Origin of the sequence: Dysgonomonas sp. 37-18 (assembly GCF_001899125.1) — a bacterium.
Lineage (GTDB): Bacteria > Bacteroidota > Bacteroidia > Bacteroidales > Dysgonomonadaceae > Dysgonomonas.
The window spans coordinates 1-18699 of the sequence record NZ_MKVC01000011.1; the positions used below are offsets into that span (position 1 = coordinate 1).

At 36.6% G+C, this 18699-nt stretch carries 12 protein-coding genes, 2 tRNA genes and 1 pseudogene; 12 read left to right on the top strand and 3 right to left on the bottom strand.

Translation table 11 applies throughout. From position 1 onward, the window contains the following. Both BGO84_RS04610 and BGO84_RS04615 read right to left on the bottom strand, forming a co-directional pair. Positions 1-811: pseudogene (locus BGO84_RS04610) on the bottom strand (hypothetical protein); the annotation flags it as partial. A gap of 300 nt (positions 812-1111) precedes the next feature. Beyond that, positions 1112-1185: transfer RNA gene (locus tag BGO84_RS04615), tRNA-Met, on the bottom strand. Between the two features lie 214 nt (positions 1186-1399). Between BGO84_RS04615 and BGO84_RS04620 the strand changes: the two genes are divergently transcribed. The 6 genes from BGO84_RS04620 to BGO84_RS04645 all read left to right on the top strand — a co-directional run bounded on the left by BGO84_RS04620 (position 1400) and on the right by BGO84_RS04645 (position 11485). Continuing rightward, on the top strand, positions 1400-3451 hold the full coding sequence (locus BGO84_RS04620) for an LptF/LptG family permease (RefSeq protein ID WP_291027972.1): 2052 nt from the start codon (positions 1400-1402) through the stop codon (positions 3449-3451). Between the two features lie 27 nt (positions 3452-3478). Beyond that, positions 3479-4696 carry a bifunctional 3,4-dihydroxy-2-butanone-4-phosphate synthase/GTP cyclohydrolase II gene (locus tag BGO84_RS04625; protein ID WP_135105898.1) on the top strand — a complete coding sequence of 406 codons (1218 nt, stop codon included), beginning with the start codon at positions 3479-3481 and terminating at the stop codon, positions 4694-4696. Positions 4697-4749: 53 nt separating this feature from the next. Beyond that, positions 4750-5943, top strand: coding sequence for a pyridoxal phosphate-dependent aminotransferase (locus tag BGO84_RS04630; RefSeq protein ID WP_252639370.1), 1194 nt, complete (start codon positions 4750-4752; stop codon positions 5941-5943). Positions 5944-6244: 301 nt separating this feature from the next. Next, complete coding sequence (gene carA, locus BGO84_RS04635; RefSeq protein WP_291027974.1) at positions 6245-7315, top strand: glutamine-hydrolyzing carbamoyl-phosphate synthase small subunit; 1071 nt, start codon at positions 6245-6247, stop codon at positions 7313-7315. 31 nt (positions 7316-7346) lie between these two features. Further along, positions 7347-10565: a carbamoyl-phosphate synthase (glutamine-hydrolyzing) large subunit gene (gene carB / locus BGO84_RS04640; protein WP_291027990.1), complete on the top strand. Its 3219-nt coding sequence runs from the start codon at positions 7347-7349 to the stop codon at positions 10563-10565. A 164-nt stretch (positions 10566-10729) separates the two neighbouring features. Next, complete coding sequence (locus tag BGO84_RS04645; RefSeq protein ID WP_291027976.1) at positions 10730-11485, top strand: hypothetical protein; 756 nt, start codon at positions 10730-10732, stop codon at positions 11483-11485. A 99-nt stretch (positions 11486-11584) separates the two neighbouring features. Here BGO84_RS04645 and BGO84_RS04650 read toward each other — a convergent pair whose 3' ends face one another. After that, positions 11585-12622 carry a tyrosine-protein phosphatase gene (locus BGO84_RS04650; RefSeq protein WP_291027978.1) on the bottom strand — a complete coding sequence of 346 codons (1038 nt, stop codon included), beginning with the start codon at positions 12620-12622 and terminating at the stop codon, positions 11585-11587. Between the two features lie 297 nt (positions 12623-12919). Here BGO84_RS04650 and BGO84_RS04655 point away from each other — a divergent pair, with 297 nt between their 5' ends. The 6 genes from BGO84_RS04655 to BGO84_RS04680 all read left to right on the top strand — a co-directional run bounded on the left by BGO84_RS04655 (position 12920) and on the right by BGO84_RS04680 (position 18654). Then, positions 12920-13723 carry a hypothetical protein gene (locus tag BGO84_RS04655; RefSeq protein ID WP_291027980.1) on the top strand — a complete coding sequence of 268 codons (804 nt, stop codon included), beginning with the start codon at positions 12920-12922 and terminating at the stop codon, positions 13721-13723. Positions 13724-14070: 347 nt separating this feature from the next. Then, on the top strand, positions 14071-17034 hold the full coding sequence (locus BGO84_RS04660) for a PEP/pyruvate-binding domain-containing protein (protein ID WP_291027982.1): 2964 nt from the start codon (positions 14071-14073) through the stop codon (positions 17032-17034). An 11-nt stretch (positions 17035-17045) separates the two neighbouring features. Further along, positions 17046-17456: a septal ring lytic transglycosylase RlpA family protein gene (locus BGO84_RS04665; protein WP_291027984.1), complete on the top strand. Its 411-nt coding sequence runs from the start codon at positions 17046-17048 to the stop codon at positions 17454-17456. 111 nt (positions 17457-17567) lie between these two features. Beyond that, positions 17568-17638 (top strand) — tRNA-Cys (locus BGO84_RS04670). Between the two features lie 149 nt (positions 17639-17787). Next, positions 17788-18345, top strand: coding sequence for a phage integrase SAM-like domain-containing protein (locus BGO84_RS04675; RefSeq protein WP_291027986.1), 558 nt, complete (start codon positions 17788-17790; stop codon positions 18343-18345). A gap of 3 nt (positions 18346-18348) precedes the next feature. Next, entirely contained in the window at positions 18349-18654 is a 306-nt protein-coding gene (locus BGO84_RS04680; protein ID WP_291027988.1) for a hypothetical protein, read from the top strand. Positions 18655-18699: the final 45 nt, after the last annotated feature.

Consider the following 18699-nt stretch of genomic DNA (forward strand, 5'->3'; position numbering starts at 1 on the left):
GCAGTTCTTTGATATACTTGTCTATGATATGAGAATCTTTTGGCGGGTAGTCTTGGTTTGTACTAACAGTACTGGAGATATTGTCCTGATTTAGAAACACCCCTTTTTCGGATGTAAGGAATATCTTATTCTGGCCACATACCGCTTGCCAGCTGTTTGTTATATAGCAGCGTTTATTTAATTCGTTAAATAGATAGATAAGGAGTTTGTTTTTCTTACTGGCAATCTTCAATGGCTGTTTTGTTGTACAGGATAGGATTTGCTGTACAATATCAATAGTCATTACAGTATCTAATACCTTTATTTTATTGATACATTCTACAAGAATTTCTATCTGTTTTTCATTAAGGGTAGATTTAAAGTCTTTTATTATGATTTCAGGTTGTAGTGCTTGTAATTCCAGTTCAGGTACTTTATCAAACTTATTAATATTCACTTTAAATAGTAAATCGAATGTTGTATTTATTTGACTTTGTTTTTCTGTGGATAGATTCCCATAAGATACTCGATTCTTATACTCCGAAAACTGCTGGTCAAGATATTCTTTTTCCTCTTCTTTGCTCATATTATTATATTCAATCACAGTTCTCATATAATGAGGAGTAAACTGAATATCTTTGAATAGTAACGTAAGAAAACTAATCCAACTCAATATAGCTACAAAGCCAAAGAGAATACATGCTAATGGAAACCAAAGGTGGGCTAAGAGTGTGTTTTTCTTTTTCAATAACTCATATTTATTCATCAAAGAACTCCATATCTTTTGATTGGCTTCTTTTTGGGAATATTTAATATAAGCTAGTTTGTTCATACAGCTTTGATTTAATTATTTCAAAGCTAAATAAAAGATGACGAAGAGCAAAAAGATAAGCTTATTTTACTGCGTTTTTCTCAATTTTGTATGTATATAAGATATACATTTGCCTGCTGCACATAAATAATTATCAGTTTTATTTATATCTTTCCGATTATCAGAACTAATAAGACTTATTTTTCATCTTTGTTTTTCTTTCTCTTAGTTGCTGATTTATAGGGGAAAGTAGTATGTACATAGTATGTACATCAAAAACAAAAGAGACTTACGATATTTTGTAAATCTCTCATTTTCAAGTAGCGGGACGGGGACTTGAACCCCGGACCTCATGATTATGAATCATGCGCTCTAACCATCTGAGCTATCCCGCCATCATCTTGTTAGCGGGTGCAAAAATAGAAGTTTATTTCTTATAAAACAATACTCACAGCCGAAATTTGCAAAAATATTTAATAATTATATCGGAAATAGCTCATATACAAAGCCTAATTACCTAATAAAATTTAAGAATAACATCTTTCACTCCAATATTACTCTTTACATTCTTCTTTTTACTACTTTTGTACCTGATTTAGTCAATTGTTAATGCTAAGGATAAAGAGGTTATACACATTCATTCTTCAGACATTTTTCCCCGTCTTCATGATGACTTTCGGGATATGTTTGTTTATTGTCTTGATGCAATTTCTATGGAAATTTGTAGAAGACCTTGTCGGTAAAGGACTTGACAACGTAGTGCTTGCCGAACTTTTCATGTACGCAATCCTCAGCCTTATCCCTCTTGCCCTCCCACTCTCTTTGTTGCTAGCCTCTCTTATGGCTTTTGGAAATTTGGGTGAACGACTAGAACTATTAGCAATAAAGGCATCCGGGGTTTCACTCTTAAAAACGATGAAGCCTCTGATTATATTCATTTCGTGTGTAGCTGTGGGGGCCTTCTTCTTCCAAAACGAAGCTATGCCACGCATTCAGGTAAAACTCCGCTCATTAATGATATCTATACGGCAAAAATCTCCGGAGTTGGATATTCCTGAAGGATCATTTTATAGTGGAATAACAAATTACAGCCTTTACGTAAAGAAAAAAGAAAAAGAAACCCGAATGCTGAAAGATGTTATGATCTATGATACATCCGAGGGGTTTGATAATATGTCCGTATTCGTTTGCGACTCGGCTCTTATGAGCATATCGTCCAACAAAGATTTTCTTTTGTTGAACTTATATTCGGGACAGCGATTCGCGAACTTTTCACAATCCGGACTTAACGAAACACGTCAAAACAATCAGTTTGTTCCATATAGTAGAGAGAATTTTAAAGAAAAGAAAATAGTTATTCCATTCAATAGCGGATTTGATAGAATGGATGAATCTAATCTGGAAGGAACACAAATATCAAAAAACATTCTTCAATTAGGGAATTCCATAGACTCTCTTAGTTCCACGCTCGATAGTGTAAACGTACACGACAGAAAGGTAATAGGAAAAAACACCTATTTAACGTATCGCAATTCTGATGCATACAAAAAGGTGGAAACAGGAGAAACCGCTTTACCGAATAAGGAACAAACGAATGAACCTTTGAAGAAAAAATCTATAAATACAATAGATTTTGACTCATTGCTAAATACATATAGCAATGATGAAATATCAAGGTATGTGGGTTTTGCTGCAAACGAAGCCGAAAGCAGCAGGTTCAACATCATGGAGACCACGCAGAAAATAAACATGCAAAAGAATATACGTATGCATAAAGTTGAATGGCATCGTAAATTCGTATTATCTTTTGCCTGTCTCATCTTCTTCTTTATCGGAGCACCATTGGGGGCTATTATACGAAAAGGAGGATTAGGTATGCCGGTAGTTGTCTCTGTACTTTTATTTATCGTTTATTATATCATCGATAACATCGGCTATAAAATGGCACGCGATGGAGTTTGGGAGGTTTGGCAAGGTATGTGGCTAAGCTCATTTGCCCTTTTCCCATTGGGCGTATTCCTCACATATAAGGCGATGAACGACTCTGCTCTATTCAACCCCGAAGCTTATGGAAACTTCTTCCGAAAAATATTGGGCTTAAAGAAAAAGACAATATATGAAACAGAGCAATCGGTTGACATTAATACTGTTCCCGATCTTGCATCACTCAATGCAAATCCCGATCAGATTGCGTATATCCAAGAGATGAGTGTTGAGAATCTGAAGGACATAGCGAAGAATCATAAAGAGTATAGTTACGACGAAGACACCTTACAGCTCGTATTAAGCGTATTGAAAGATAAGGGTGCCAGCTTCTTTGATGTGAAAGTAAAAAAGATAAACTATGTAGAATCTCAAACTATATTTAATGCATTTATGAAAAATGCTAAAATAGCCATGCTTATTTATTTGGTTATTATACTATTCGCTATATTGTCAGTGATAATAAAGCTTAGCTTTATCATGTCGTCTTTGATAGTAGTAGCGTATGCTGTATTTTTCATAAAATCATTCATTTGTTACTTCGACTTCTACAGATCTATTGACAAAAAGACAAGAAAAAATATGTTTGGTATCATTGTTGGTTCTTTTATATTTATCTGGGGATTCTATCCTTATTTAAAGAAGAATATAGAACGTGAGATGATAAAAATTAAATGACAAAAACAGACTGGAAATAATATAATAATGGATAAGATTAAACTGGACACAGTAGAAGAAGCAATTGACGAAATTAAAAAAGGCAATTTCGTTATTGTAGTAGACGATGAAGATCGTGAAAACGAAGGCGATTTAATAATTGCAGCAGAAGCAATTACTCCGGAAAAGATAAACTTCATGGAGACACATGCCAGAGGTTTGATTTGCGCTCCGCTGACATCAGAACGCTGTGACGAACTAGATTTACCAATGATGGTGACCAACAATACCTCTATGCATTCTACTCCCTTCACTGTATCAATCGACCTATTGAAAAACGGTGTTACAACAGGGATATCTGCATACGACAGGGCGCAAACCATATTGGCTCTAACAAAAAAAGAAACCAAACCGGAAGACTTTGGTCGTCCGGGACATATATTCCCATTACGTGCTAAAGACAAAGGTGTTCTAAGCCGTATTGGACATACCGAAGCAGCTGTAGACCTGGCACGTTTAGCCGGACTATATCCTGCCGGAGTATTGATTGAAATAAAAAAAGAAGATGGTGAAATGGCTCGTCTGCCTGAACTGAGAAAGATGGCAGATGAATACAACCTCAAACTTATATCTGTTGCTGACCTGATACGATACAGGCTCGGAAGAGAGTCTCTTATAGAAAGAGGAGCTAAAGTAAAAATGCCTACTGCATATGGAGATTTTGAACTAATTCCTTTCAAACAAAAAGCAACAGGATTAGAGCATGTAGCCATTATAAAAGGAACATGGGATAAAGATGAACCGATACTCGTTCGTGTACACTCGTCTTGTATGACTGGCGATATTTTTGGATCGAAACGCTGCGAATGTGGCGAGCAACTTCACAAATCGATGGAGATGATACAAAAAGAAGGAAAAGGGGTTGTCATCTACCTCAATCAGGAAGGTCGTGGCATTGGCCTGATGGCAAAAATGGAAGCATACAAATTACAGGAAGAAGGTTACGATACAGTAGACGCCAACCTACACTTGGGATATCGTGCCGATGAGCGCGATTATGGCGTTGGTGCTGCAATTCTTCGCGACCTGAATGTATGTAAAATGCGGTTACTTACAAATAATCCTGTAAAAAGAAAAGGTTTGGAATCCTTTGGTCTTACTGTTGTAGAAAATGTACCGATCGAAGTTACTCCTAACCAGTATAATGAGTTTTACATGCATACTAAAAAAGAACGTATGGGCCATGACTTACATAATGTAGATTAATCTGTTATGTAATTATAGAAATAAGAATATCATATAATCAAAATCGATAGAAAATGACACAAGTATCAGCACGCATAGCGAACCTTTCTGTATCAGAAACTTTAGCAATGTCGCAAAAGAGCAACGAATTGAAGGCTCAAGGAATCAATGTGATCAACCTAAGTGTTGGAGAGCCTGATTTTTATACACCGGATCATATAAAAGCGGCTGCAAAAAAGGCTATTGATGATAATTTTTCATTTTATTCTCCTGTTCCCGGATATCTTTCGTTGCGACAAGCAATAAGCAAAAAGCTGGAGACAGAAAACGGATTGAGTTATAAGCCTGAACAAATTATTTGTTCGAATGGCGCCAAACAAGCTGTTTGCAATGCTGTACTAAGTGTTGTTAATCCGGATGACGAAGTCATTATACCTGCTCCATGCTGGGTAAGCTACATAGAAATGGTAAAACTTGCCGAAGGTAAGAGTATTGTTATACATACAGGTATAGAGCAAAACTTTAAAATAACTCCGGCTGAATTAGAAGCTGCAATTACACCTAAAACAAGAGCTATAATACTATGCTCTCCTTCCAATCCTACAGGAAGTATATACAGCAAAGCAGAATTAAAAGGTCTGGCTGATGTATTGGCTAAACACCCTAATATAATCATAATCTCTGACGAGATATATGAACATATAAACTATACAGGCAAACACGAAAGTATTGCCCAATTTGAAAATATCAGGGAAAGAGTAGTAATTATAAACGGAGTATCTAAAGCGTATGCCATGACCGGATGGCGCTTAGGATGGATGGCCGCCCCACAGTGGATCGCTGCAGCTTGTAATAAGCTACAAGGTCAATACACTTCGGGAGCATCTTCTATTGCTCAGAAAGCAGCAGAGGCAGCATATTTAGGCGGACAGCAGTGTGTGGAAGATATGCGACAGGCTTTTGTACGTCGCCGTGACCTGATCGTAAAACTAGCTTCCGAAATAGAAGGTTTTAAAGTAAACAAACCCGAAGGAGCTTTCTATTTGTTCCCTGAGTGCAGCTATTACCTTGGCAAATCATACAACGGAAGATCGATCAAAACATCGGCCGATCTTGCCATGTTCCTTTTAGAAGAAGGACATGTGGCATGTGTTGGCGGACTTGCTTTCGAAGCTGCAAATTATATCCGTTTCTCGTATGCAACATCTGATGAAAATATCATTGAAGCAATGAAACGAGTTAAAGAGACTCTGGCTAAATTAAAATAAATCAATTTATATAGCTAAGAAGTGGAGATAAGTAATTTATCTCCACTTTTTTATTTAAAATAGATCAAGTTTATGAAAAAAGAAAAATTATAATTTCAAAAAGGCACTTTATCTCATTTTTTATACTTAACTTTGTACCTCAGATATTCGCTTGAGATATTTAGAATATTTGAAATAATGAGAAAGAAAAAGATACAATATTTACTATTATAATAAAAGGAACAGATATGACAGATATCCCGTTCCTTTTTTTTTATCTTTGTAAATAGCTTATTTAACCACATATTTATATAAACAAACGATGCATTTAGACAAACCAGTTCAACTAATTCTTGATGACGGAACAATTTTCGAAGGAAAGTCATTCGGCTCTGAAACCGCAAAAGCCGGAGAAGTTGTATTTAGCACTGCAATGGTAGGTTATACAGAAAGCCTTACCGACCCTTCTTATTTAGGTCAGATACTAGTTGTCACATTTCCTCTTGTTGGTAACTACGGGGTTCCTGATGATACCCTTACCGACGGAATTTCCGATTTTTACGAATCGGAAAAAGTACAAGTAAGCGGACTCATCGTCTCAGATTACTCGCACGAATACTCTCACTGGAATGCTAAAAAAAGTCTGGGAGACTGGTTAAAAGAGCACGACGTACCGGGTATTTATGGCATTGATACGCGTGAGCTGACAAAGATACTCCGCGAAAAAGGTTCGATGAAAGGAAAAATCGTTTTCAAAGGTGCAAACGAAATTGAGTTTTATGATCCGAATATCGAAAACCAGGTTGCAATTGCAAGTTGCAAAGAAGTGCTGACATACGGCGACGGAGAGAAGAAGGTAGTTCTAGTAGACTGCGGTGTTAAGCATAATATCATACGCAGCTTACTAAAGAGAAACGTAACAGTTATACGCGTGCCTTGGGATTATGACTTCAATAAGTTGGAATGGGACGGATTGTTTATCTCAAATGGTCCCGGCAACCCTGATTTTTGCGAAGAAACTGTAAAGAATATTCGTAAGGCAATGGAAGGAAGCAAACCGATCTGCGGAATATGTATGGGCAACCAACTACTTTCTAAAGCAGGCGGAGCAACCATATATAAATTGAAATATGGACATCGCAGCCACAATCAGCCCGTAAAGATGGTTGACTCGACTCAATGCTTCATCACTTCACAAAACCATGGCTATGCGGTAGCGAATGCGTCATTAAGTGCAGAATGGGAACCTTTATTTATCAACCTGAATGATGGAACAAACGAAGGTATCAAGCATAAGACTAAACCATTCTTTTCAGCACAGTTTCACCCAGAAGCATGTAGCGGCCCAACAGATACAGCCTTTATTTTCGATTTATTTATTGAAAAATTATAATCCACTATATAAAAAAGCAGCTTAAATGGATATAAATATAGACGTAAAAAAAGTATTAGTCCTTGGTTCGGGTGCATTAAAAATTGGAGAGGCCGGAGAATTCGACTACTCAGGTTCGCAAGCTCTGAAAGCATTGAAAGAGGAAGGAATTGAAACTGTACTTATCAACCCTAATATTGCAACAGTACAAACTTCAGAAGGGAGTGCTGACAAAATATATTTCTTGCCTATTACTCCATACTTTGTTGAGAAAGTTATCAAAAAAGAAAAACCGGATGGAATCCTGTTAGCTTTTGGAGGACAAACAGCACTCAACTGTGGAGTACAGCTTTTTCAGGAAGGAATTCTTGAAAAATACAATTTACGAGTTCTCGGAACGCCTGTACAGGCCATCATGGATACTGAAGACCGTGAATTGTTTGTAAAGAAACTAGATCAGATAGATGTAAAAACCATCAAGAGCCATGCCGTTGGCACAATTGAGGATGCAGTAAAGGCAGCTAAAGACTTAGGTTACCCGATCATCATCCGTGCCGCTTATGCCTTAGGCGGATTAGGTTCAGGCTTCTGTGACAATGAACAAGAACTACGAGCTCTTGCCGAAAAGGCCTTCTCTTACTCTTCTCAGATTCTTGTTGAGAAATCGCTCAAGGGTTGGAAAGAGATCGAATACGAAGTGGTTCGTGACAAGTACGGCAACTGTATGACTGTTTGTAATATGGAAAACTTCGACCCGCTCGGAATCCATACAGGAGAAAGTATTGTTGTAGCACCATCGCAAACATTAACGAACGATGAGTTTCACAAGCTTCGTGAATTATCCATCCGCATCGTAAAACATATAGGCATAGTTGGAGAATGTAACGTACAATTTGCCTTCGATACAGAATCGGAAGATTACAGGGTAATCGAAGTAAATGCACGGCTGAGCCGCTCCTCTGCTCTTGCATCTAAAGCTACAGGATATCCTTTGGCTTTTGTTGCGGCAAAATTAGGTTTGGGATATGGATTGTTCGAATTGAAAAACTCTGTTACAAAATCTACTTGTGCATTCTTCGAGCCTGCACTCGACTACATTGTGGTAAAAATACCTCGCTGGGATTTAGGTAAGTTCCATGGAGTATCTAGAGAAATTGGCTCTAGCATGAAGTCTGTAGGCGAGATAATGGCAATAGGACGTACATTCGAAGAAGCGATACAAAAAGGTCTTCGTATGATCAATATCGGCATGCACGGATTTGCAGCTAACAAACCTTTGGAAGTGGATGATCTGGATGAGTCACTCAAAAACCCGACAGACAAACGTATATTCTGCATCGAAGAAGCATTTAAAAGAGGATATACTGTAGATCAAATCCATGACCTGACTAAAATCGATAATTGGTTCTTACAAAAACTGAAATACATATATCAATGTTCTAAAGAACTTGAAAAATATGACGATGTACAGTCTCTTCCTTTAGATCTACTACACACATCAAAGAAGATGGGATTCTCTGATTTCCAGATAGCTAAAATTGTATGTAAAGAACCAACTCTTGTAGAAAGAGTTCAGCACGATGTGCGCCGTATACGTAAAGAGAACGGAATAGTACCTTGTGTAAAACAAATAGACACATTGGCAGCAGAGTATCCTGCTCAAACAAACTATCTGTATATCACATACAATGGTAGAGAAAACGATGTCAAATACTTAGGAGATCATAAATCTGTGATAGTTCTGGGCTCAGGTGCATACCGCATCGGTTCTTCGGTTGAGTTTGACTGGTGTTCGGTGAATGCCTTACAAAGTATCCGTAAAGAGGGCTATCGATCGGTAATGATCAACTATAACCCCGAAACGGTTTCTACAGACTATGACATGTGCGACCGCCTATACTTCGATGAACTCACATTTGAACGTGTAATGGATATCATCGAACTCGAAAATCCTCATGGAGTAATACTTTCGGTGGGTGGACAGATTCCTAACAACCTTGCAATGCGCCTTGACGCAGCTAAGGTAAACATATTGGGAACTACAGCTAAAAGCATCGATAATGCAGAAGACCGCCACAAGTTCTCGAGTATGCTCGACCGCATAGGTGTAGATCAACCTCGCTGGAAAGAACTAACATCTCTGCAAGACATCAAAGGCTTTGTAGACGAAGTTGGATATCCTGTGCTGATACGTCCATCATACGTACTGTCAGGTGCAGCGATGAATGTATGTTCTAACGATCAGGAACTGGAAAACTTCTTAGGGTTGGCAGCCGAAGTTTCGAAGAAACATCCGGTAGTAGTGAGCGAATTTGTTGAAAATGCAAAGGAAATAGAGATAGATGCTGTAGCCAACAAAGGTGAAATCATAATGTACGCAATCTCTGAACACGTAGAGTTTGCCGGAGTTCACTCGGGAGATGCTACAATACAATTCCCTGCTCAACGCCTATATATAGAAACAGTAAGACGCATAAAGAAAGTAGCCCGCAAGGTAGCTGAAGAGTTACAGATATCAGGACCTTTCAACATGCAGTTCTTAGCCAAAGACAATGAGATTAAAGTAATCGAATGTAACTTGCGAGCATCCCGTTCCTTCCCTTTTGTTTCTAAGGTTTTGAAAATAAACTTTATCGAACTCGCTACCCAAGTCATGCTTGGCAAAAAAGTGGAGAAACCGAACAAGAATGATTTCGATCTTGACTATGTAGGAATCAAAGCATCTCAGTTCTCTTTCTCACGTCTGCAAAAGGCCGATCCTGTATTGGGAGTAGATATGGCTTCGACCGGAGAAGTAGGTTGTATCGGTGATAACTTCTACGATGCCATGCTTAAATCAATGCTGTCTGTAGGGTACAAGATTCCAAAAAAGACTGTATTGTTCTCAACCGGCCCGGCTAAATCGAAAGTAGAGTTGCTACAAGCAGCTAAAGTTCTACACCAAAAAGGATATGAATTATATGCTACCGGAGGTTCACAACGATTCCTTGTAGAAAACGGAATTCCTGCAACTCAGGTATTTTGGCCAAATGACAATCAACAGCCAAATGCATTGGAAATGATACACAACAAACAAATCGACCTAGTCGTAAATATTCCTAAGAATTTTACCACCAGTGAGCTTGACAATGGTTACAAAATCCGTCGTGCAGCGATAGACTTTAATGTACCATTGCTTACCAACTCGCGCCTTGCATCAGCTTTTATACAGGCATTTTGTAAGATGAATGTGGATGAGCTTGAAATTAAAGCTTGGAATGAATACGATTAATTGATCTGAATTGACAAATATTAGAATAGCCTGACTATAAATCAGGCTATTTCTTTTTGGTCTTTTCATTCAAATGAATCATCACACAAATAAATGTTTTACAACCAATACTAAACTTTAAAAACTACCGTTCATAATATATTATTTTTTAGAATCTGACATATATGAAAAAAACTCTTGCCCTTGTTCTCTTTAGTTTACTTTGTCTGAATTTTAGCATCGATGCCCAAACAAAAAAGTTGATTATAGAGATAAATTCTATACAATCGAAAGAAGTAGTTAATCTGAAATATAATTCAAAAAATCAATTAATATATATCGAAGAAAAAGGGCCGATTATTTTTCGGGAATTCACTCTAAAATATGACAAAAATGGGAAACTAGCCGAATGCCTTATAAACAGAGATAGAGGCGAAGCTATTAACAATTCAAGATTTATGTATGATAATAACGAATACATTACCGAAGAAGTTAAAAGTAGCGGCAAACAGCTCCGTAAAATAACAGAATATAATAAGATTTATACAGATAATTCAGATAGATTGAGTAAAACAACATTTGAAGATGGGAATCTATGGGAAATGTTTTCGTACGACAATCACAATAATCTTGTAAAATATTCAGTTCACTCAATTTCGGGTAAAGAAGATATAGTGGTTGATTACTCTTTTGATACGAAGAAATCTATCTTTTCCAGCATAGAAGGTTTACCCCTCTGGTTTTGGACATTACATATGAATAATATGAAATGGTGTAGCGACTTTTTAGGCCATAACAATGCTATTGAGGCTACTACACTAGACTCGAGGTTTGGAACTGACAGCAAAGATATTACATACGAGTACGATGCAGACAATTATCCTATTAAACAATATTATGATGGAGTATTAGCCAAAGAATTCAAATACAAAGCTATTTAAAGAGAAAGAAGTGAGTTAAATGTAATTTCAATATTCTCGTCATGTTCAACGGAGTGAAACATCTCCGACTACATCGACTTTTATACCAGCGTCTTTTTATCAAAATAAATACAACTCACGCATTTTTTCAATATCCACATTCAGAATATTCTTCAAAAACGCATCTATTGTACCATGCTCTTTTTTAATCGTATCTAAGCCTGATTTCAAAAATTCAGGTTTGACCTCAAATAAAGACTTCAATGCCGGAGAGGTATTTTTATATTCGGCATATTTATCTGCTAAGTAGAAATTAGAAAGCAAATAGTCGTCCAATATAGTTTCTTCATCTACACCCAAAGACGATAATACAAGAGCTGCCGCCATACCTGTACGGTCTTTCCCGGCAGAGCAATGAAACATAAGAGGAACATTTTCTTCATTTTCAAGCAAGCTGAACAACTTTCGGTATCTGTCTATACATATCGGATCTGTAACCAAAAGAGTATTCATTCCTTTCATCAGGGTGTCCGCTTCATCTACTGAAAGCTTATACAAATCATCTTTAGAAGTTGCTACAGTCATAAGATTACCGGGACTTATACACAAGGGATAGTTCTGTTTTATCGAAACCGGATTTTTATCCGGAGCTTGCATCATTTCTTTTTCAGACCTGAAATCTACGATAGAAACCAAAGGAATAGAAGCCAGATAAGCCAAGTCTACATCATTCAGATTATGAAGATCATCTGAGCGAAATATTTTACCCCATTTCACGCGACGACCGTCTTGTGTTTTGTAACCTCCTAAATCTCTAAAATTATATCCTCCAGCCATTGGCAAATGTTGCTCGGATAATACAACTTTTTCGTTGGCTGTGACTAACACAAAGTAGTACCTTGTTGGGTCTGATATAGTCAAGGGAAAAACACCCCTCCCCTGCCCTTTTGCTATTGGTTGGGTATAATCAATATCTTCAAGCGAAGTTCCTGCAAAGAGTGACCATTCGTCAGAAAAATCAATTTTTAATGATGCTGACTTTGATATTTTATCTCTAATTATTGATGTATATTTTGTTATGCCCGACTCAAAATATTGAATACTATCTAACTCTCCTCTTTCTTCATTCGATGCAATCGCAAATCTATCCAAAGTCATAAAATATCAGTTTATCGATTTATCTTATCTATTTTATGCAAGTTAATCAAAATACCGCTGGGCATAATTATTGTTTTCACATTATTAACTGATTGTTAAATTATATTATATATCACGCTGATCACAAGCTGGAATTACATAGCACGAAACCCTTGGGAATAGGTCTGTAGAACTAATAAGAAAGAAGAAATTAATCATTACTAAACATATAATAAAAAGTTAAAATAATATTTCATATTAAACCTCAAGAAGTTATATACATCTAAGTATCATGAAACAATTAAAAATCGAAAGATTATGAAAAGGTTATTTTTATCATTAGCTATATTGGCTTTTACTTCGCTAACAATAGTTAGTGCACAAGAAGGAAGGCGTAGTAAACGAGGATTTTCTTTACCGCAGGAATTAAACTTAACTTCCGAACAGCAACAAAAAGTGGATTCTGCTAATAATGAATTCAGAGCGAAAATATCGGATTTGAGAAGTAATTCAAATATTTCGAAAGAAGATAGAAGGACTAAAATTAAAGAACTAAGAAGAGAACATCGTGATGCTATAAACAACATTCTGACTCCTGAACAGCAAACAAAACTGAAAGAACTGCAAAGCAAAAGGGAGAAGGAAATGAGTATGAGAGGCAAAAGGCACGACAGGCAAAGAGAATTAGCAATACAATACAAGAAGGACTTGAAGGACCTCAACCTTACGAATGAACAAAAGCAACAAATAAGAGCAATAAATGAAAACTACAGAACCAAATCGAAAGAACTAGCGATACAACATCGTGAAGATTTGAATAAAATCTATACTCCTGAGCAACAAAGCAAATTAAGAGATATCAGAAAAGATTTCTCAAAGGACAAAACCCCTACTTATGGAAGTAGAAAAGGCATAAAATTAGATAATGCCAGTGTGGAAAAATTAAATGCTTTAAAAGAAAACTACATTAAAGAGAAGAAAGCTATAGAAATGAGCCGCATTGCTCCGGCTGCCCAAAAACAAAAGCTATCTGATTTGCGTGAAAATTTCAGAAAAGAAAGACGTCAGATACTTGCAGATGCACAAAAGGAAAAGGCTAATAAACAAAATACTCCGGCATAACACATAATACAAAAACTATTTCAATATTAGTAAAACGTCAACTTCCGGTTGGCGTTTTTATCTTATATATATACCACCGGATTATTGAATTGCGAGAAAGTTCACAAAGAATAATGAGAATATTTTATAAAAAGCACAAAAGGTATCAGACAATTAATGAAACAATATCAAAAGTGTTACTTTTGTCACCTTTTCGACAGTATAATCTAGATATCAACCATTTACAAACAATAACATTTGTCACCTTTTGTGAAGATATACCTCCTAATTGTAAACTTTTGAAACAAACCGCTAAAAAGTAAGCGCTGCTTGATTATATTTGTTCTCTTAATTGATAAAACCATGATATGGAGAAATTACCCGATATAAAAGCTTTCCGATTCAAGGATACATCTTTTGCCAATCTGATGACTAAACGTATTTTTAATGTCTTGTTGATAGCAACGAAATACGATTCGTTTATGTTGGAGGATGATGGGCGTATTGATGAACAGATATTTAATGAATATACATCACTTAATCTAAACTATCCGCCTCGTTTTACTCAGGTATATTCAGAAGATGAGGCCATACGGAAAATAAGTGAAAATCATTATGAACTGATCATTCAGATGCCAAATATGGATGATACGGATATATTCTCTACAGCAAAGCATATAAAAGAATTATATCCTGAAACACCATTCATTGTACTTACGCCTTTCTCTAAAGAGGTATCAAAAAGACTATCGTCGGAAGACTTATCGGGTGTTGATTACGTGTTTAGCTGGCTTGGCAACCCCGATCTCTTATTGGCTATAATCAAGCTAATAGAAGATAGTATGAATGTAGAACATGACACAGAGAGTGTAGGTGTACAAGTTATACTCCTCATCGAAGACTCTGTACGGTTTTACTCTTCAGCCTTACCCACTCTGTTCAAAATTGTAATGGAGGCATCAAAGGAATTCTCGAAAGAGGCTTTGAACGAACATCAGCAAATGTTGCGTATGCGCGGACGCCCTAAAATTATGCTGGCTCGCACCTTCGAAGAAGCTGTTGACATCTATAAGAAATACTATAACAACATCTTAGGCGTTATTACCGATATGAGTTATGCTCATGGCGGGACAAAGGATAAGTTAGCGGGCTACAATTTTGTAAAATGGATGCGGAAGCAACGGCGATTTGCTCCGGTAGTTTTCACCTCATCAGAAGTTAAGAACAAAGCTTATGCTGATGAGTTAGGCTGTAGTTTTATTGATAAGAATTCAAAGAGTTTTCCTCGGGATTTGAAAAAGCAGGTGGTCAACAATTTCGGATTTGGAGATTTTATTATAATAGATCCTGAGACCGGAAATGAGATTATGCGAATACGCAACCTGAAGGATATGCAGAAGAATATATTCAATATTCCGGATGCATCGATAGAGTACCACCTTTCACACGATCATTTTTCCCGTTTCTTCTATTCCAGAGCCATGTTCCCTTTGGCTGAGTGGCTAAAGCGTATTGCGGTTACAGATTTTAGCAGTATGGAAGAGGCGCGTCAGATTATATACGATATGATAATAAAATATCGTAAGGTTAAGAACTCGGGAATAGTTGCCACATTCGACAAAGATCGCTTCGATGAGTTTTCTAACTTTGCACGAATGGGTGACGGCTCTATAGGCGGTAAAGGGCGTAGTATCGCTTTTATTGATAATATAATAAAGGAACACTTAGAGTTAAATGAGGATAACAAGATTTCGGTCAAGATTCCTCGTACAGTAGTATTATGCACCGACATCTTTGATGAGTTCATGGAGACCAACGACCTGTATCCAATAGCATTATCAGACAAGTCGGATGATGAAATATTAAGATGTTTCTTTCGAGCGGGCTTACCGGATCGCCTTATCGAAGATTTCATGGTCTTTCTGGATTCAATAGATGCTCCAATTGCCGTACGCTCTTCCAGTCTGCTTGAAGACTCGCACTATCAGCCTTTTGCGGGTGTATATTCAACATATATGATTCCTTTGATGAAAGACAAGTATGATACACTCGGATTGCTTAGCAAGGCTATAAAAGCAGTGTATGCTTCTGTTTTTTACAAAGACAGTAAAACTTATATGACTGCAACACAGAACCTGATAGATCAGGAAAAAATGGCAATAGTTATACAAGAGGCTGTAGGGACTAACTACGAAGATCATTTTTATCCAACTATATCAGGTGTGGCAAGATCATTGAATTTTTACCCTATAGGGAATGAACGACCCGAAGAAGGTATAGCCAACATTGTATTAGGTTTGGGTAAATATATTGTAGAAGGAGGTTCGAATCTGCGTTTCTCACCGGCACATCCACACAATATTGTACAGCTGAGTTCCGTAGATTTGGCCTTAAGAGATACTCAACGCTTTTTTTACGCTTTGGATACAAAGAATATTCAAAAGGAATTTACAACGAATGATGGTTTTAACCTTTTGAAGCTAAATATAAAAGATGCAGAAAAAGATGGCTCTATAAAATATATATCATCTACTTACGATCCTGTAGATCGGGTTATATATGATGGATATTATGATAGTGGTCGAAAGATTATATCGTTTGCAAACGTTTTACAGCATAATGTTTTCCCTCTTGCTGAAATTCTACAGCAAGTTTTGAAAATTGGACAATCGGAAATGGGACGTGCTGTAGAGATAGAATTTGCTGTAGATCTGAAAGAAAAAGGAGAAGGGATATTTTATCTGTTGCAAATAAGACCCATAGTACAAAATAAAGAATTGCAGATTGAAGATTTGTCTCGGATAAAACCGGAGGATGAGATATTACACTCGAATAATGCTCTAGGACATGGAGTTATAAGTGATGTGCATGATATTATCTACGTGAAAACAAAGAATTTCAATGCAGCGAACAACACAAAAATAGCGACAGAGATTGATAAACTGAATGCTGAATTTTTGGAGAAAGAAAAAAACTACATACTGGTAGGTCCCGGAAGATGGGGAAGCAGTGATTCTTGGCTAGGTATTCCGGTTAAATGGCCTCAAATATCGAATGCTCAGGTGTTGGTTGAACTTACCTTAGATAACTATAAAATAGAGCCTAGTCAGGGTACTCATTTCTTTCAGAACCTGACATCTTTTGGCGTTGGATATTTCTCTATCAATCCGTTCACATCTAAAGATGGATTGTTTGATGAGGATTATCTGAATAAACAACCTGCGGTCTTCGAAACGGATTATATACGACATGTTCAGTTTCTAAATCCGATGGTTATAAAGATAAATGGAAAAAAGAACATTGGAACCGTACTAAAACCCGAACAAATATAAATTAATTGTTTATGAGAATAATAATTGGGATAATCTTACTTCTATCTTTTGTTGCTATTGGGCTGAAGGCTCAAAATGTAGGGCTTGCAACTTATTATGGCAAGAAATTTAATAACAGGAAGACAGCCAGTGGCGAAATATACAAAAAAGACAGCATGGTTTGTGCTCATCGGACTTACCCTTTTGGCTCTCTATTGAAGGTAAAGAGTTTAAAGAATGATAAAGAAATAATTGTCAAGGTTATCGACCGAGGTCCTTTTAGGAAGAAATGTATAATAGATTTATCATATGCTGCAGCGAAAGAGCTCGATATGATACATCATGGTTTGATGAAAGTAGAGGTGTCGGAATATATTAAACCGATTCAAGATACCATTAAGCCGGATAGCATCGCTATGATAAAAAATCCGCTTTTAGAGTGATACTGAGTGTTAGATATTTAGTATATTTGGAGGTAGAATTTGCGATTAATCAGACAAAAAACCTTGTATCTTGAATAAAATATTATATCTTTGCAGTCGCTAACCCAAAATGGTTCCTTGGCCGAGTGGTTAGGCACCGGTCTGCAAAACCGTCTACGGCGGTTCGAATCCGCCAGGAACCTCTGGATATGTTGAAGGAATAGAAAGAAAAATTCTATTCCTTCTCTTTTTCAAAGACTTACGTCCTCTGTGGTGGAAGGACTAAAAGGATAAATTTCATAGATTTTCAGCTTTTGTTGTACAATTGTTAGACTAAAAAACGATGTGCAACATGAAAGCAACCCTAAAAATTCTTCTCCGTAACAACTATGTTACAAAAGAAGGTAAACGTCAAGTTTGTCTTCGTTATACAGCTTACAGACAATGTACTTTTATCGGATTGAATATTTCTGTTTTACCCCAGCATTGGAGTGAAAAGAGATTAGCTGTATTATCTGGCGATGAACGCTTCCTTTTCTATAATGAACTAATTAAAAAGATGTACCATAAAGCAGATGGTATTATAATTGAGAATTATTTAAAGCCTCTCCCCGTCTGTGAATTTATAAGTAAGCTAAAAGATCAAAATTATGGCAATACCGATTTCTATGTTTTCATTGAAAAAGAAATAGAGTTGTTAAAGGCGTCCCGTGCATCAGGAACAATTTCTAACTACAATAAACTTATCAATACGATGAAAGAATGGAAACCAAGTCTTTCTTTCAGCGAAATTACCTTGGAGTATATTCAACTTTATCATAACCACGAAATAGAAGTAGGCAATCAACTATCTACCATCTATAAGAAACATGCTAACTTTAAGTTTCTCATAGGTCTTGCTATTGATTAAGAAATGATAAAAAAAAACCCTTATGATAAATTTGAGATAAAGAAAAGTATCAAAGCGCAGAATAATGATGTCCTGACAGAAGAAGAATTACAGAAGCTACAAACAGCCTACGATGAAGATAAATACAAAGAAGGCAAGAACGAAGTTTTACGCGAATTTTTATTTAGTTGTTATACCTCTTTATCCTTTGCCGAATTTTCAGAAGTGACATACGGCGATTTAAAACTCATTAAACTCAAATCTAAAGAAGCATATCCCTTGCTATGCAATGAACGTACAAAGACGAATATACCCTACTGTATAATATAATTGAAAAGTAGTCCACTAAAATAATTGAAAAGTATACCACCAGTT

Excerpts from the sequence above, each read along its gene's own strand:
- BGO84_RS04650 (WP_291027978.1), bottom strand. The coding sequence starts at position 12,622 with ATGACTTTGGATAGATTTGCGATTGCATCGAATGAAGAAAGAGGAGAG.
- BGO84_RS04680 (WP_291027988.1), top strand. The coding sequence starts at position 18,349 with ATGATAAAAAAAAACCCTTATGATAAATTTGAGATAAAGAAAAGTATC.
- BGO84_RS04655 (WP_291027980.1), top strand. The coding sequence starts at position 12,920 with ATGAAAAGGTTATTTTTATCATTAGCTATATTGGCTTTTACTTCGCTA.
- BGO84_RS04645 (WP_291027976.1), top strand. The coding sequence starts at position 10,730 with ATGAAAAAAACTCTTGCCCTTGTTCTCTTTAGTTTACTTTGTCTGAAT.
- BGO84_RS04630 (WP_252639370.1), top strand. The coding sequence starts at position 4,750 with ATGACACAAGTATCAGCACGCATAGCGAACCTTTCTGTATCAGAAACT.
- BGO84_RS04620 (WP_291027972.1), top strand. The coding sequence starts at position 1,400 with ATGCTAAGGATAAAGAGGTTATACACATTCATTCTTCAGACATTTTTC.
- carA (WP_291027974.1), top strand. The coding sequence starts at position 6,245 with ATGCATTTAGACAAACCAGTTCAACTAATTCTTGATGACGGAACAATT.
- BGO84_RS04625 (WP_135105898.1), top strand. The coding sequence starts at position 3,479 with ATGGATAAGATTAAACTGGACACAGTAGAAGAAGCAATTGACGAAATT.
- BGO84_RS04675 (WP_291027986.1), top strand. The coding sequence starts at position 17,788 with ATGAAAGCAACCCTAAAAATTCTTCTCCGTAACAACTATGTTACAAAA.
- BGO84_RS04665 (WP_291027984.1), top strand. The coding sequence starts at position 17,046 with ATGAGAATAATAATTGGGATAATCTTACTTCTATCTTTTGTTGCTATT.
- BGO84_RS04660 (WP_291027982.1), top strand. The coding sequence starts at position 14,071 with ATGGAGAAATTACCCGATATAAAAGCTTTCCGATTCAAGGATACATCT.